Genomic DNA, 15,505 nt, shown 5'->3' with positions numbered 1-15,505 from the left:
ACCATGACCAGCTCAGCGGCTTCCGAGAACGACCTGTCCTGGCTTCGCGGTACGCGCGTGCTGGTCGCCGGAGGGAGGGTGTCCGGTCAAGCGACTATCGAGCCTCTCGTCGCCCTCGGTGCTGTCGTGACGGTCGCCGATTCGACCTTGGACTTCGCGGAGCGCTGCGCGGAGCTCGGCGCGGACATGGTGACCACCACCTCGATCGAGGATGCTCCGGATTCGATCACCGAGTACGGGCTCGTCGTCACCAGTCCGGGCTTTCGGCCGGATGCACCGATCCTTGCAGCCGCCGCCGGTCACGGGATTCCAATCTGGGGAGACGTCGAGTTCTCCTGGCGCGTCGACCACAGCGGGCACTTCGGCACACCCCGTAAATGGCTCGTCGTGACGGGGACGAACGGAAAGACCACGACGACGTCGATGCTGGCCTCGATTCTCGACGCCGCCGGAGTTGTCGGCCGAGCCTGCGGAAACATCGGGCTGCCGATACTCGACGCACTCGCCGAGACGTCGCCGCGCGTGGAGTACCTCGCTGTCGAACTGTCGTCCTTCCAATTGCACTGGGCGCCTTCGGTGCGTCCGGATGCCGGCGTGGTCCTCAACGTCGCCGAGGATCACCTCGACTGGCACGGCGGAATGAGCGCGTACGCCGAGGCCAAGTCGCGGGCGCTGAGCGGAAAGGTCGCGGTGGTCGGCCTCGATGACGCGATCGCTTCCGAGCTGGGAACTCGCGCAACTGCAGACATTGTCACCGGGTTCAGATTGGGTGAACCGGGCGAAGGGGAACTGGGTGTCGAAGCGGGACACCTCGTGGACAACGCATTCGGCGATCACGTCCGCTTGGCCGAAGCAGCGTCGATAGATCCCGCCGGCCCGGCAGGCGTCATGGACGCGCTGGCCGCCGCCGCCTTGGCGCGGGCACTCGGATTCGAGGCAGACGTCGTCGAACGCGGTCTGGCCGCACACAAGGTCGGCCCACACCGAGGGGCGCTGGTCGGCCGTGTCGGGTCCGTTGTGTACATCGACGACTCCAAGGCCACCAATCCGCACGCAGCCAGACCGTCGATACTCGCGCACGATCGCGTCGTCTGGGTTGCAGGCGGTCTGCTCAAGGGAGCCAGCGTCGACCAATTGGTGAGCGAAGTCGGCCCTCGACTCTCCGGCGCTGTCCTTCTCGGGCGTGACGCTGGTGTGATCGAGGACGCGCTCGCGCGACACGCACCCGATGTTCCCGTGGTGCACGTGATGTCGGGGGACGATGCAGTGGTGAGCGAAAACAGCAGCAACTCGACTCTCACCATCCGGCTGCCGTCGGGTGCCGACGCGGATGCCGTCATGGCCGCAGTGGTAGTCGAAGCTGCCGAGTTGGCGTCCCCCGGTGATGCAGTTGTACTCGCCCCGGCCGCCGCGTCCTTGGACATGTTCGCCAGCTACGGACATCGTGGTGACAGCTTCGCCGCCGCCGTAGCCGCATTACCCGATCCGTTCACGGATTCGCCTGGCCAAGCCGGGAACTTGCTATGACCAAGGGTCCCAAGACCCGAATCGGTGCCTGGTTGGCGCGGCCGTTGGCGTCGTTCCACCTGGTGGTGACGATTGCCACGATGTTGACTGTCTTGGGGCTCGTGATGGTTCTGTCGGCGTCGAGCGTCGAGCAGTACGTGTCCGGTGGCTCGGCGTATTCGTTGTTCACCCAGCAGTTGATCTTCGCGATTCTCGGAGCTGTGCTCTTCTACGTCGCGCTGCGGATCCCGGCGAGAGTGCTCCGGCAGTATTCGTTTCCGCTGTTCGTCGTCGTGCTGATCATGCTGGTACTCGTCCTGATTCCGGGAATCGGCACAGAAGCGCAGGGCGCGCGTCGCTGGTTCAACGTCGGCGGGTTCTCGGTGCAGCCCTCGGAAATCATGAAGGTCGCGTTGGCGATCTGGGGCGCCCATCTGTTGGCTTCGCGGCGGCCGGACGACCGATCCGTGAAGTCGATCCTGATTCCGCTCGTGCCCGCAGCAATGCTGGTCTTCGCGCTGGTCGTCGCGCAACCGAACCTCAGTACGACCATCGCATTGGGAATCATCGTCGGGGCCCTGCTGTGGTTCGGTGGGCTGCCACTGAAGCTCTTCGGCTCGATCGCGGTGACGGGCGTCGTCGTGGCGGGCGTGCTGGCGATGACGGCCGGTTATCGTTCCGATCGAGTTCAAGCCTTCTTCAACAAGAGCGACGACCTGCAGGGCAACAACTATCAGGCCAAGCAGGCTTTGTATTCGCTCGCCGACGGGGGCTTTTTCGGACGCGGACTCGGTCAGAGCGTCGCCAAGTGGAACTACCTACCCAACGCGCACAACGACTTCATCTTCGCGATCATCGGCGAAGAGTTGGGATTTGTCGGCTGCGCAGTGGTGATCGGTTTGTTCGCTGTATTCGTCTACACGGGATTGCGGATCGCAGCCCGCAGCATCGATCCGTTCTGGCGGCTCCTGTCGGCCACTGCAACTACCTGGATCGTCGGCCAGGCAATGATCAACATCGGTTACGTCATCGGACTGCTGCCGGTGACCGGACTCCAGTTGCCCTTGGTCTCCGCCGGCGGTTCGTCCTTGGCGATCACATTGTTCATGTTCGGTGTCATCGCCAATGCAGCGCGCCACGAGCCCGAAGCAGTTGCCGCTCTGAACTCCGGGCAGGACGGCAAGATCTCGAAGTTGCTCAGACTGCCGAAGCCCGTGCTGTACCACCCGCCGTCAGGGGGCCGGCCGATCCGTCGACCGAAGCCCGCACGGCAGATCGAACCGGCACGCGGACGCGACGGCCGGCGCGCGATCGAGACGGGCGATCGACGCAAGCGGGCAGATCAAGGTGCTCGCCCTTCCTCGGATTCCAACCGAGGTGCGGCCGCTGGGTCACGGAAGCGCACCGCGGGAGGGCAGAATGGTCAGCGTCGGCAGGCGCCGACACGTAGGGCACAAGATCCACGAGAAGTTCGAGAGCGAGGAATTCGTAGGTGAGCGGCAACAAATCGGCTCTGTCGGTAGTGGTGGCAGGGGGAGGCACGGCTGGTCACATCGAACCCGCACTTGCTGTCGCGGACGCGGTCAAGGCCGCTGCGCCCGACACCAGAATCACTGCGCTCGGGACGGCGCGTGGTCTCGAAACCACCTTGGTGCCGGCTCGCGGGTACACGCTCGAGCTCATTCCGCCGGTTCCGCTTCCTCGTAAGCCCACGATGGATCTCGTCAAACTGCCGACACGCATCCTCGCCTCGGTGCGCAAGACCCGCGAGGTACTCGATTCCGTCGACGCCGACGTGATCGTCGGTTTCGGTGGTTACGTCGCGCTTCCGGCGTATCTTGCCGCACGTGGTGGTGTTCTTCGGCGCCGCCGCAAGATTCCGATCGTCATCCACGAGGCGAACGCCAGTGCCGGCATCGCGAACAAGATCGGTGCTCGCCTGGCGACGCGGGTGCTTGCTGCTGTTCCGGGTTCCGGAGTGAAGAACCGCGGCGATCAGGACGCCGAGATCGTTGGCATCCCGGTTCGCGCGTCGATCGCCAATTTCGATCGAGCGGGACTCCGCTCGCAAGCTCGCGAGTACTTCGGACTACCTCAGGACGGTCCCGTTCTGCTCGTCTTCGGCGGATCGCAAGGCGCGAAGTCGCTCAACGACGCGGTGTCCGGAGCAGCGGAAGAACTGGCGAAGGCCGGGATCTCGGTCCTTCACGCACACGGACCCAAGAACTCTCTCGAAGTCACGCAGTACTCGGAGACGGCACCGTATGTGGCTGTTCCTTATCTTTCGCGGATGGATCTCGCGTATGCCGCAGCCGACGCGACTATCTGTCGTTCGGGCGCGATGACGGTCGCCGAGGTCTCGGCGGTCGGGCTTCCGGCCGTCTACGTTCCGTTGCCGCACGGCAATGGTGAGCAGGAACTCAACGCGAAACCCGTTGTCGCAGCGGGCGGTGCGATCATCGTCTCCGACAACGAGCTCACGCCGACGTTCGTCGCCGGTACCGTCGTCCCGATGCTGAGCGACAGCGCGCGCCTCGACAAGATGAGCAGTGGTGCTGCCAACGTCGGGCACCGCACCGCGGCAACCGAGATCGCACGGATCGTGCTCGACATCGCGGCAAAGGAAAACGCCGTCCAGGAAAACGCAAGGGGAAACCGATGACCGCGCTGCCCGCCCACCTCGAGCGAGTACACATGGTCGGAATCGGCGGTGCCGGTATGTCCGGCATCGCGCGAATTCTGCTTTCCCGCGGGGGCCTCGTCTCGGGTTCGGACGCCAAGGAGAGCCGAGGAGTCCTGGCGCTCCGTGCACGCGGGGCGCAGGTCCGGATCGGCCACGACGCCGATGCTCTCGACCTGCTGCCGGGTGGTCCGACCGTCGTCGTCACGACGCACGCGGCTATCCCGAAGGACAACCCGGAACTCGTCGAGGCCGCTCGCCGCGGAATCCCGGTGATTCTTCGTCCGGCTGTCCTTGCATCACTGATGCAGGGCAATCGCACGTTCCTGGTTTCGGGTACACACGGCAAGACGTCGACGACCTCGATGCTCGTGGTCGCCCTGCAGCACTGTGGATTCGACCCTTCGTTCGCCGTTGGCGGCGAACTCAACGAAGCGGGAACGAATGCCCATCACGGCAGCGGTGACGTCTTTGTCGCGGAGGCGGACGAGAGTGACGGGTCGCTGCTGCAGTACGACCCCAACGTGATCGTCGTGACCAACATCGAGGCCGATCACCTCGACTATTTCGGGAGTGTCGAAGCGTATGTGAAGGTGTTCGACGATTTTGTCGACAAGTTGCGTCCGGGTGGGCTCTTGATTGCTTGCCTCGACGACCCGGGATCGGCGGATCTCGCGAAGCGAATCGTGGCCTCGGGCCGTTCGGACATCCGGGTACTCGGTTACGGATCGGCAGACGCGCAGGAAGTGGAGGCGGGCACCGCCTTCGAGCCTGTCGCCGGTGTCGAGGTCGGAGTCCGACTACTGGGCTTCCATGCGCACGACGTCGGGGGAGTCCTGCAGTTCCACCTGGCGGGCGAGAGCGCCGCGCGAACCGTGCGGATGGCAGTGCCGGGTCGTCACATGGCGCTCAACGCACTTGCGGCTCTACTGGCTGCCCGTGACGCCGGCGCCGAGACGGAGGAGATCGTCGAGGGGCTCGCCGGATTCGGTGGCGTACACCGCCGGTTCCAGTTCACCGGCCGCGAGCGTGGTGTCCGGGTGTTCGACGACTACGCCCACCATCCGACCGAAGTTCGTGCGGTTCTCGGCGCGGCGGCGGATCTGGTTCGACCGGAGGACGATTCGTCGTCGACCAATTCGGCAGCCGGACGCGTGATCGTGGTCTTCCAACCTCATCTCTATTCACGCACCGCCGCGTTTGCCGAGGAGTTCGCGCAGGCGCTGGACTTGGCCGACGAGGTTGTCGTTCTCGATGTCTACGGCGCTCGCGAAGAGCCGATGCCGGGCGTCAGTGGTGCGCTGGTCGCTCAGTCGGTCACGAAACCTGTTCACTATCAACCGGATCTGTCACAGGCGCCGAAGCAGGTGGCGGCGTTGGCTCATCCCGGCGACATCGTCATCACGATGGGTGCCGGTGACGTGACCATGCTCGGCAAACAGATCCTCGATGCTTTGCGTTCGGCGCCGCATCCCGCGCCGCGATGACACCCGACGCACGAAGTCGGCGCGGGCGTCGAGATCCTCGAGCCAGACAAGCCACCAGTACGCGTCGGCGCAGTACTCGCACCGAATCGCGATACTCGACGCGGTCGACGGAGCCGGCTCCCGAACCCACACCGACTCGTAAGTGGTTCAAGCGACCGCTGATCGTGGCACCGCTGGCAATCGTGCTGGTGGTGGGAATTGCGTTGACGGCTTGGTTGTCTCCGGTGCTCTCGGTCCGGGGCACCGAAGTTCTCGGTGCGACGACCGTCAGTGAGGAACAGATCCTTTCGCTCCTGGCCGTACCGACCGGTCAGCCGTTGATGCGGGTAGACACCGGCGCCGCCGCCGCACGTGTGGCGACGATTCCGAAGGTGGCCTCGGCTCGTGTGCAGCGGATGTATCCGTCGACTATCCGCGTCACCGTCACCGAACGGGTACCGGTCGTCTTCGTCGACTCACCTGAGGGTGCACACCTGCTGGACGAGAAGGGCGTCGACTTCGAGATGGGCGTCCCGCCGCCCGGGGTTCCGCGTCTGGTGACACCGACGCCCGGGTGGAACGACGAGCCGACGCTTGCCGCGCTCGAGGTGTTGTCGGTGTTGCCGCCGGATCTGAGATTTCAGGTGGGAGAGGTTGCCGCTCGGTCGATTTCGAGTGTCACGCTGACTCTGCTCGACGGTCGCGTCGTAAACTGGGGCGGTGTCGAGCACTCGGATCGTAAGGCTGCTGTGACGCTTCCGCTGTTGACCCAACCGGGGCAGACGTACGACGTGTCCAGTCCTGATCTGCCGACGGTGCGATAGCGCCCGGTGCAGCCGTGCGTCAGTGCGCAGCAAATACTTCGGTGTGTCTCGGCGCGCCTAATGGCGGAACGCGACGACGGTGCATAGCGTTTCGTTTCAGATCGAATACTTGACATAACTCTAACCCTGTGGTTGAGGTTTAGGGTTTATCTCGAACACCAGCAGTGACAAATACAGCAGCAGTAAAAAGACAGCAGCACTGACAAGCAGCGTGAAACACGACACGGAAGGCGAGAGCCGATGACGCCCCCGCACAACTACCTCGCCGTAATCAAGGTCGTCGGCATCGGCGGCGGCGGCGTGAACGCAGTCAACCGCATGATCGAACAGGGACTCAAGGGAGTCGAGTTCATCGCGGTCAACACGGACGCGCAAGCCCTTCTGATGAGTGACGCCGACGTCAAGCTCGACGTCGGTCGTGAATTGACCCGTGGCCTCGGCGCCGGTGCCGACCCGGAAGTGGGTCGCAAGGCAGCCGAAGATCACAAGGACGAGATCGAAGAGGTCATCAAGGGCGCCGACATGGTGTTCGTGACCGCAGGCGAGGGCGGTGGCACCGGAACCGGTGGTGCCCCTGTCGTGGCAAGCATCGCCCGGAAGCTGGGCGCACTCACCGTCGGCGTCGTGACGCGACCGTTCTCTTTCGAGGGCAAGCGTCGTGGGGGACAGGCGGATACCGGAATCCAGGCGCTCCGCGAGTCCTGCGACACACTGATCGTCATTCCCAACGATCGCCTGCTCCAGCTGGGTGACGCGGCCGTCAGCCTGATGGACGCGTTCCGCAGCGCGGACGAGGTTCTCCTCAACGGCGTCCAGGGCATCACCGACCTCATCACCACTCCGGGTCTGATCAACGTCGACTTCGCGGACGTCAAGGGTGTCATGTCCGGTGCCGGTAGTGCGTTGATGGGAATCGGTTCCTCGCGGGGTGAGGGACGCGCGATCAAGGCGGCGGAATCCGCGATCAATTCCCCGCTCCTCGAAGCTTCGATGGAAGGCGCCCGCGGCGTGCTCCTGTCGATCGCCGGCGGTAGCGATCTGGGTCTGTTCGAGATCAACGAGGCGGCTTCGCTGGTGCAGGAAGCTGCCCACATCGACGCCAACATCATCTTCGGAACGGTCATCGACGATTCACTCGGTGACGAGGTTCGTGTGACGGTCATCGCTGCGGGATTCGACGGAGGAGCTCCGGCTCGTCGTCCCGTGGAGTCGACCGCGCAGGGACGTGGAGCTATCGGCGCCGGGCGCGCGGGTGAGGTCGGCCGGTCGCCGGTGGCCGCCGAACCTGCTGGCGAGCAGCCGATTTCCGCAGCGCGCGAGACCACCGGTTCGGGCAGCTTGCCTCCGATCGGTGGCCCCCGCCATGCGCCGGTCCAGGAAGACGAGGGCGACGACGACGTCGACGTGCCGGTCTTCATGCGTCGCTGACGTAGGGCTACAAACAGTTTCGAGAACAGGGTGCCCGGAATTTCTGGGTACCCTGTTCTTGACTGGATGTCCGGTCACGTCTGAGCCGGACGACAACTTTCGACGTTTGTGAGCACACTTATCTTGAGTACCGAGAAGTCGACCACCCGCACCCGCATTCGCCGCGTCGTGACCAGCCGAGCCGGTGGTGTTTCCGCGTCACCGTACGAGTCGTTCAATCTGGGCGATCACGTCGGAGACGATCCGGCAGCCGTCGATGCGAATCGCCGACGTCTGGCACGCGAAATAGGCGTCGAGCCTGACCATCTCGTGTGGATGGAACAAATCCATTCGCGCAACGTCACTGTCGTGACGGAACCGACCGACGAAGTGATTCCGGCGACGGATGCTCTGGTCACCACTGTACCCGGCCTGGCGCTCGCCACCCTCAGTGCAGATTGTGTTCCCGTTCTGCTCTCCGACGAGGAGGCCGGTGTGATCGCGGCCGTTCATGCCGGACGGATCGGTGCCCGCATCGGTATCGTCCCGCGCGTCCTCGCGGAGATGGTGCGTCAGGGCGCGGACGTTTCGCGTATCGGCGCCTTCCTCGGTCCGGCTGCGAGCGGACGCCAGTACGAGGTTCCCGCTGCGATGCGCGCGGACGTGGAAAAGCACTTGCCGGGCAGCGCAACTCGCACCGAGAAGGGCACGCCGGGGCTCGATCTGCGTGCGGGACTGCGTAAGCAGTTGCTCGCCGCGGGTGTGTCCGGTGTCGCCGAGGACCCGCGGTGCACGATCGAGGATCGCGCGTTGTTCAGTCATCGCCGAGAATCTCTGACCGGGCGTCAAGCTGCAGTGATCTGGATGGAAGCGCCCGCAGCGCAGGAAACCGTCTAGGCAGAAATGCGCGAGACGGAAATGCGGCTGACAGAAATATCGACGGCACTCGACTCGGTGAGGGCGCGATTGGCGGCCGCCTGCCTTGCCGCCGGTCGCGAGGTTTCCGACGTAGCACTGCTGCCGGTGACCAAATTCTTTCCGGCGTCCGACGCTCGAATCCTGTACGAACTGGGTTGCCGTGAATTCGGTGAGTCGCGTGAGCAGGAAGCAGTGGAGAAGGTCGCGGACTTCGACGGCGCTGCACAGACGGGCGCGATCGATGATCCGGTTCGCTGGCACATGATCGGACAGTTGCAGCGCAACAAAGCTCGGTCGGTAGCGAAGTGGGCCTATGCAATTCACTCGGTGGACAGTGCGCGACTGGCCGATGCACTCGATCGGGCTGCGCTGAGTGCTTTGTCGGGCGGTGAGCGCACGGAGCCGCTCCGGGCGCTCATCCAGGTAAGTCTCGACGGAGACCCCGCGCGTGGCGGAGTTCCGACGGGCGAGCTAACGCCTCTCGCCGAGAGGATCGAATCAGCCGAAGGTCTCGAATTCGCGGGACTGATGGCCGTCCCGCCGCTTGGATCAGATCCGGACGAGCAGTTCGAAATCCTCCGCAGGGCACATCTTTTGATCCTCGAATCGCATCCCCGGGCAACCGAACTCTCGGCCGGTATGACCGGCGATCTGGAGGCTGCAGTGCGCCACGGATCAACCTGCGTGCGTGTCGGAACCGCACTGCTCGGCTCACGACCAGTAATCTCGAGGTGATCGCTCAGGTGATCGCCCAACCCGTCCACACCGCTGCGACCGGTCGCAGTCGGATTGATTCCGCCGCGCCAAGGAAGGTCGATCAATGAGCAACCTGCATAAGTTCAAGGCTTACTTCGGCATGGTTCCCCTCGATGACTACGAGGACGAATACGTGGAGGAGCCCGATCAGGCTCGCCGCGCACCCCGTCGTAGTCACGACGGCTATGCCGAGCGCGACGACCGCGAGTTCGTCGAACCTGCCTTCTCGAAGGCGAGCTACGCGCCCAGTCGTCGTGACGAAGAGGACGCGGAGTTCGATCGCTACGATTCCCGGCCCCGCGTCGACACCGTTCCCAGCCGCAGCAGCCGCCCGGCGATGGCGCCGCGCCCGGCAAGCCGTGGCAACCTCGCGGTCGACGCGCGCGCAGAGCGACCCGAAGCGCGACGTGCGCCGGTTGTCGACGACGGCGGCCCGCTCGCCAAGATCACGACACTGCGTCCGCAGAGCTACGCAGAGGCCCGCACGATCGGTGAGCGGTTCCGGGACGGCACTCCCGTCATCATGGATCTGGTCGACATGAGCAACGCCGACGCGAAGCGTCTGGTCGATTTCGCGGCCGGCCTGGCGTTCGCATTGCGTGGTTCTTTCGACAAGGTAGCCACCAAAGTGTTTCTTCTCTCACCGGCCGACATCGACGTTTCCGCCGAGGAGCGCCGTCGGATCGCCGAGACGGGTTTCTACAGCCAGAAATGATGGTCTCGACCGCAGTCCGGCCCCTGAGCAGGGGTGACGTGAGCACATTCGAATGGCGGCCCGCCTCGGCGGACGCCGCATTCGGACCCATCGCCGGCCGTTACAAGACGGACTCGATGCGGACCGGTTCCGGAATTGCTGCGGTGTGTCTGTTTTGGACACACCGCAGAAGTCAGGCAGAGTGAGGGTGTGGACGCGCTTCTCTCTGTGATCTATCTGGTGCTGGTTGTCTTCTGGCTGTTGCTGATCGGCAGAGTGATCGTCGAGTTCGTTCGTTCGTTTGCCAGAGATTGGCGACCGACCGGATTGGTCGCAGTCATTCTCGAAACCATTTTTACGATCACCGATCCTCCGGTGAAACTGCTCCGCAGGTTGATCCCCCCGATCAACCTCGGTGGAGTTCGCTTGGATCTATCCATCATGGTCTTGCTTTTCATCGTCATCATCCTGATGTCGGTTGTTCGCTGAGCGCAGTCCGAGTGAGTGGTGTGCCAGAATGGATGCCATAACTCATCCAGTGGTTCGCCACTACGTAGTTCGCCACTACGTAGACTGTGTTGCAACTGAATGCTTGCTAGACCGCCAAATGACGCGTGAAGGGATCCTTCCATGCCGCAACTGACTCCAGCTGATGTGCACAACGTTGCGTTCAGCAAGCCGCCTATCGGCAAGCGTGGCTACAACGAGGACGAGGTCGACGCATTCCTCGACCTCGTCGAGCAGGCGCTGTCGCAGCTCATCGAAGAGAATGCGGACCTGCGCCAGCGCGTAGGTGAGCTGGATCAGGAGCTCGCGGCTGCCAAGAAGTCGCCGGCACCTGCTCAGCAGGCAGCACCCGTCGCAGCGCAGCCCAAGCCGGAGCCCGCTCGGGTCGTCGAACCGCCCAAGCCTGCACCTGTTGCAGCGCCGGTTCCCGCCGCCGCTGCCGTTGCAGCGCCGCAGAGCGGCGACACCCACATGCAGGCCGCAAAGGTCCTCGGACTGGCTCAGGAGATGGCGGATCGCCTCACCAACGATGCCAAGACCGAGTCCGAGCAGCTGCTCGGCAGTGCCCGCACCAACTCCGAGCAGCTCATGAGCGAGGCTCGCAGCAAGGCTGACGGCATGATCGCGGATGCGCGCAACAAGTCGGAGGCGATGCTCACCGACGCTCAGACTCGCTCCGAGACCCAGCTTCGCCAGGCTCAGGAGAAGGCAGACGCTCTCAAGGCGGACGCCGAGAAGAAGCACACCGAAATCATGGCGACCATCAACCAGCAGCGTTCGGTCCTCGAGGGCCGTATCGAGCAGCTCAAGACGTTCGAACGCGAGTACCGGGTGCGCCTGAAGTCCTACCTGGAATCGCAGCTCGAAGAGCTCGAACAGCGCGGCTCGGCCGTTCCGGTCGACGGTGGACAGGATTCCTACAGCCCGTCCTTCGCCAAGGGAAACAGCTGACCGAGAGCGCCCCGTCGGCTCAGCTATCGGACCGGACAAAGGTTGATACGTGCTGGTCGTGACGTTGGTTCTCGCGGGAGTTGGTTTCGCTCTCCTGATCGTCGCCCTGACCACAGGGTCGTTGATCTGGGCGTGGGCATGTATCGCGATTTGTGTAGCAGGTGCCGTCCTCCTGCTGGTCAGTGCGCTGACCAGCAGGAAGGCGGTTCCTTCGTTGGATGACCCGGCATCGGGCAGCGGAATGTCGTCGCCTTACGGTCGAGTCGAGAGTTCCTCGAATTCGTCGATCGACGATGCAGCCACCGCCAACGATGACAATCAGAGAAATCATGGCGAGTCGCCGGGTGGCCCCGACAAGTCCTAGGGCGAGTTCCGACAAGGTCCAGGACGAGTATTAGACTGTCCAACACGAATACCAGGCTGTGATCCGGCAATCACCGGGGAGCTTTCGGAAGAACGGTTCTTGTCGCTTCAGGCGCCCAGAACTCAGTAGAACCGAACGGGTGAGCCCGTCACAGCTCGATCGAGTGGCACCTCGGGATCCAAGCGCGGATCTACGGGGTGCAAACGGGGTGGTACCGCGGTGTCGGCGCACAAGCGCCACGTCGTCCCCGTGCCGAGTCCGACTGGCACGAGGAGATCGCCATGGCGAGTAACGGGTATCCCAAAGTCGACTACGGTGTCCCCGCCGACACCGGAGTCAAGTTCCCCGAACTGGAACAGAAAGTCCTGAAACAGTGGGACGACGACGACACCTTCCGTGCGTCGGTTTCCAATCGGGACGGCAGCGAAGAGTTCGTTTTCTACGACGGACCGCCCTTCGCAAACGGCTTGCCGCATTACGGTCACCTGCTGACGGGGTACGTCAAGGACCTGGTGCCGCGCTTCCAGACCATGCGTGGACGCAAGGTCGAGCGACGCTTCGGCTGGGACTGCCACGGCCTGCCCGCAGAACTCGAAGCGGAGAAGCAACTCGGTATCAAGGACAAGGCCGAGATCGAAGTCATGGGTCTGGCCAAGTTCAACGAGTACTGCAAGGCCTCGGTGCTCAAGTACACCGACGAGTGGCGCGACTACGTCACCCGCCAGGCACGTTGGGTCGACTTCGACAACGACTACAAGACCCTGGACGTCGACTTCATGGAGTCCGTCATGTGGGCCTTCAAGGAGCTGCACGACAAGGGCCTGATCTATCAGGGCTTCCGCGTGCTGCCCTACAGCTGGTACGAGCAGACTCCGCTGTCCAATCAGGAGACTCGTCTCGACGACGCGTACAAGATGCGTCAGGATCCTGCAGTCACGGTCGACATGCCGCTGGTCGCTCCGGGTTCACCATTGGACGGCGCAAACGCGATCATCTGGACCACGACTCCGTGGACACTGCCGTCCAACTTGGCCACTGCGGTTCATCCCGAGGTCGACTACGTCCAGGTGCTCGGCGAGGACGGAAAGCGGTACGTGCTCGCGGAAGCACGGGTTGCTCATTACGCACGTGAGCTGGGGGAGGACCCCGAGGTCGTTTCCCGTCACAAGGGCGCCGAGCTGGTCGGACTGTCGTACGTACCGCCGTTCGACTTCTTCCTCGGACATCCGAACGCGCACGTCGTGCTTTCGGCCGACTACGTGACAACCGATTCCGGAACCGGAATCGTCCACCTCGCACCGGCTTTCGGTGAGGAGGATATGGATGTCGCCACGGCCAACGGTATCGAGGTCGTGCAGCCGCTCGATCCGGGTGGAAAGTTCACCTCGATGGTTCCGCCGTACGAGGGCTTGATGGTGTTCGACGCCAACCCGGTCATCATCAAGGACCTCAAGGCTGCCGGAAAGCTGCTGCGGCACGAGACGATCGAGCACTCGTACCCGCACAGTTGGCGCAGTGGGCAGCCGCTCATCTACATGGCGGTTCCCTCGTGGTTCGTCGCGGTCACCAAGTTCCGCGATCGCATGGTCGAGCTGAACAAGGACATCACGTGGGTGCCCGAGCACATCCGTGACGGCCAGTTCGGCAAGTGGCTCGAAGGTGCACGCGACTGGAACATCAGCCGAAACCGCTACTGGGGCAGCCCGATCCCGGTGTGGGTCTCGGACGATCCGCAGTACCCGCGTACGGACGTCTACGGATCGCTCGATCAGTTGGAGGCAGACTTCGGTGTGCGTCCGACCGATCTGCATCGCCCGATGATCGACGACCTGGTCCGCCCGAACCCCGACGACCCAACCGGGAAGTCGATGATGCGCCGCGTTCCCGAGGTGCTCGACTGCTGGTTCGAATCCGGTTCGATGCCGTACGCGCAGGTGCACTACCCATTCGAGAACCGTGAATGGTTCGAGGGTCATTTCCCGGGCGATTTCATCGTCGAGTACAACGGGCAGACTCGCGGCTGGTTCTACACGCTGCACGTGCTGGCCACCGCACTCTTCGATCGTCCGGCGTTCAAAACCGTTGCTGCGCACGGCATCGTGCTCGGCGACGACGGACTCAAGATGAGCAAGTCCAAGGGCAACTACCCGGACGTGAAGGAGGTGTTCAACCGCGACGGCAGCGATGCGATGCGATGGTTCCTGATGTCTTCGCCGATCTTGCGCGGCGGAAACCTCATCGTGACCGAGCAGGGCATCCGCGAAGGTGTGCGTCAGGCATTGCTCCCGCTGTGGAACGCCTGGAGCTTCCTGCAGTTGTACGCCCCGGAATCCGGTGTGTGGCGTACCGACTCGGAGAACATCCTCGATCAGTACATCCTGGCCAAGCTCGCTACCACCCGCGACGTGATCACCGAGGCCCTCGAGGTCAACGACATCGCCGGCGCGTGCGACGAGCTTCGGTTGTTCTGTGATGCGCTCACCAACTGGTATGTGCGACGGTCTCGTTCGCGGTTCTGGGACGAGGATCGCGACGCGATCGACACCCTGCACACCGTGCTCGAGGTCGTGACGCGTCTCGCTGCGCCGCTGTTGCCGCTGGTGTCCGAGGTGATCTGGCGCGGGCTGACCGGGGAGCGATCGGTTCACCTGGCTGATTGGCCCGAGGCGTCGGAGCTCCCCGCGAACCCCGAGCTGGTAGCGGCGATGGACGACGTCCGGACCGTGTGCTCCACGGTGCTGAGCCTGCGCAAGGCGCAGAATCTGCGTGTTCGTCTTCCGCTGCCCGAGGTCACGGTTGCGGCGCCGGATGCCGAGCGTCTGCGTCCGTTCCTCGGACTGATCGCCGACGAGGTCAACGTCAAGAAGGTTGATCTGACCGATGACGTCGACGTGCACGGGCGCTTCGAGATCGCGGTCAATGCGCGTGCTGCAGGACCGCGTCTGGGCAAGTCCGTTCAGACTGTCATCAAGGCGGTCAAGGCGGGCGACTGGACCGAGAACGCGGACGGCGTCGTGGTTGCGGCGGGCATCGAACTGCTGCCCGAGGAGTACACGCAGAAACTGGTTGCGGCCGAGCCGGATTCGACGGCTGCTCTGCCGGACGGTGCGGGACTGGTCGTACTCGATTCCGCTGTGACGGAGGAACTCGAAGCCGAGGGATGGGCCAAGGACCGTATCCGTCAGTTGCAGGATGCGCGCCGTGCCGCCGGTTTGGACGTCTCGGACCGGATCAACGTCGTGCTCGAGGTTCCGCAGGACTGCAAGGAGTGGGCAGAGCGTCATCGCGAATTGATCGCCGGTGAGGTTCTGGCCACCTCCTTCTCGGTGGGTGAAGCGGGAGACGACGCCGTCGATCTCGGTGACGGTATCCGCGCCGCGATCACGAAGGTCTAATACCGCCATAGCTACTCCGGCTCCCCGATGAATGTCT

The 15,505-nt window shown here is 63.7% G+C and carries 13 protein-coding genes; all 13 read left to right on the top strand.

Going from position 1 to position 15,505, the window contains the following annotated elements:
• Nucleotides 1-3 precede the first annotated feature (3 nt).
• Nucleotides 4-1,527: a UDP-N-acetylmuramoyl-L-alanine--D-glutamate ligase gene (gene murD, locus ACVZUB_RS17175; protein ID WP_283551913.1), complete on the top strand. Its 1,524-nt coding sequence runs from the start codon at nucleotides 4-6 to the stop codon at nucleotides 1,525-1,527.
• Complete coding sequence (gene ftsW, locus ACVZUB_RS17170; protein WP_064075437.1) at nucleotides 1,524-3,002, top strand: putative lipid II flippase FtsW; 1,479 nt, start codon at nucleotides 1,524-1,526, stop codon at nucleotides 3,000-3,002. The genes murD and ftsW overlap by 4 nt, the downstream gene beginning before the upstream one ends.
• Nucleotides 2,999-4,168: an undecaprenyldiphospho-muramoylpentapeptide beta-N-acetylglucosaminyltransferase gene (gene murG, locus ACVZUB_RS17165; protein ID WP_003941767.1), complete on the top strand. Its 1,170-nt coding sequence runs from the start codon at nucleotides 2,999-3,001 to the stop codon at nucleotides 4,166-4,168. Before ftsW ends, murG begins: the two co-directional genes overlap by 4 nt.
• Entirely contained in the window at nucleotides 4,165-5,673 is a 1,509-nt protein-coding gene (gene murC / locus ACVZUB_RS17160) for a UDP-N-acetylmuramate--L-alanine ligase (protein WP_482627560.1), read from the top strand. The genes murG and murC overlap by 4 nt, the downstream gene beginning before the upstream one ends.
• Nucleotides 5,674-5,837: 164 nt before the next feature.
• Nucleotides 5,838-6,476, top strand: coding sequence for a cell division protein FtsQ/DivIB (locus ACVZUB_RS17155; protein WP_007733212.1), 639 nt, complete (start codon nucleotides 5,838-5,840; stop codon nucleotides 6,474-6,476).
• Nucleotides 6,477-6,716: 240 nt separating this feature from the next.
• Nucleotides 6,717-7,904, top strand: a complete 1,188-nt coding sequence (gene ftsZ / locus ACVZUB_RS17150; RefSeq protein WP_003941788.1) for a cell division protein FtsZ — start codon at nucleotides 6,717-6,719, stop codon at nucleotides 7,902-7,904.
• A gap of 108 nt (nucleotides 7,905-8,012) precedes the next feature.
• Entirely contained in the window at nucleotides 8,013-8,780 is a 768-nt protein-coding gene (gene pgeF, locus ACVZUB_RS17145; RefSeq protein WP_051649556.1) for a peptidoglycan editing factor PgeF, read from the top strand.
• A gap of 6 nt (nucleotides 8,781-8,786) precedes the next feature.
• On the top strand, nucleotides 8,787-9,536 hold the full coding sequence (locus ACVZUB_RS17140; RefSeq protein ID WP_063316149.1) for a YggS family pyridoxal phosphate-dependent enzyme: 750 nt from the start codon (nucleotides 8,787-8,789) through the stop codon (nucleotides 9,534-9,536).
• A gap of 85 nt (nucleotides 9,537-9,621) precedes the next feature.
• Entirely contained in the window at nucleotides 9,622-10,272 is a 651-nt protein-coding gene (locus ACVZUB_RS17135) for a cell division protein SepF (protein WP_003941752.1), read from the top strand.
• Nucleotides 10,273-10,461: 189 nt separating this feature from the next.
• Nucleotides 10,462-10,740, top strand: a complete 279-nt coding sequence (locus ACVZUB_RS17130; RefSeq protein ID WP_003941780.1) for a YggT family protein — start codon at nucleotides 10,462-10,464, stop codon at nucleotides 10,738-10,740.
• Between the two features lie 141 nt (nucleotides 10,741-10,881).
• Nucleotides 10,882-11,709, top strand: coding sequence for a DivIVA-like cell division protein Wag31 (gene wag31, locus ACVZUB_RS17125; RefSeq protein ID WP_003941722.1), 828 nt, complete (start codon nucleotides 10,882-10,884; stop codon nucleotides 11,707-11,709).
• A gap of 49 nt (nucleotides 11,710-11,758) precedes the next feature.
• A complete protein-coding gene (locus ACVZUB_RS17120) occupies nucleotides 11,759-12,073 on the top strand; it encodes a hypothetical protein (protein WP_007733197.1) in 315 nt (104 codons plus the stop codon).
• Between the two features lie 281 nt (nucleotides 12,074-12,354).
• Nucleotides 12,355-15,468 carry an isoleucine--tRNA ligase gene (gene ileS / locus ACVZUB_RS17115; RefSeq protein WP_482627559.1) on the top strand — a complete coding sequence of 1,038 codons (3,114 nt, stop codon included), beginning with the start codon at nucleotides 12,355-12,357 and terminating at the stop codon, nucleotides 15,466-15,468.
• The last annotated feature ends 37 nt before the right edge of the window (nucleotides 15,469-15,505 follow it).

The organism is Rhodococcus sp. OS5, from assembly GCF_056837585.1.
This window is presented reverse-complemented; position numbering and strand designations above follow the sequence as displayed.

Coding starts and splice junctions, on each gene's coding strand:
- murD (WP_283551913.1), top strand. CDS start 4: ATGACCAGCTCAGCGGCTTCCGAGAACGACCTGTCCTGGCTTCGCGGT.
- ftsW (WP_064075437.1), top strand. CDS start 1,524: ATGACCAAGGGTCCCAAGACCCGAATCGGTGCCTGGTTGGCGCGGCCG.
- murC (WP_482627560.1), top strand. CDS start 4,165: ATGACCGCGCTGCCCGCCCACCTCGAGCGAGTACACATGGTCGGAATC.
- ftsZ (WP_003941788.1), top strand. CDS start 6,717: ATGACGCCCCCGCACAACTACCTCGCCGTAATCAAGGTCGTCGGCATC.
- ACVZUB_RS17140 (WP_063316149.1), top strand. CDS start 8,787: ATGCGCGAGACGGAAATGCGGCTGACAGAAATATCGACGGCACTCGAC.
- ACVZUB_RS17135 (WP_003941752.1), top strand. CDS start 9,622: ATGAGCAACCTGCATAAGTTCAAGGCTTACTTCGGCATGGTTCCCCTC.
- wag31 (WP_003941722.1), top strand. CDS start 10,882: ATGCCGCAACTGACTCCAGCTGATGTGCACAACGTTGCGTTCAGCAAG.
- ileS (WP_482627559.1), top strand. CDS start 12,355: ATGGCGAGTAACGGGTATCCCAAAGTCGACTACGGTGTCCCCGCCGAC.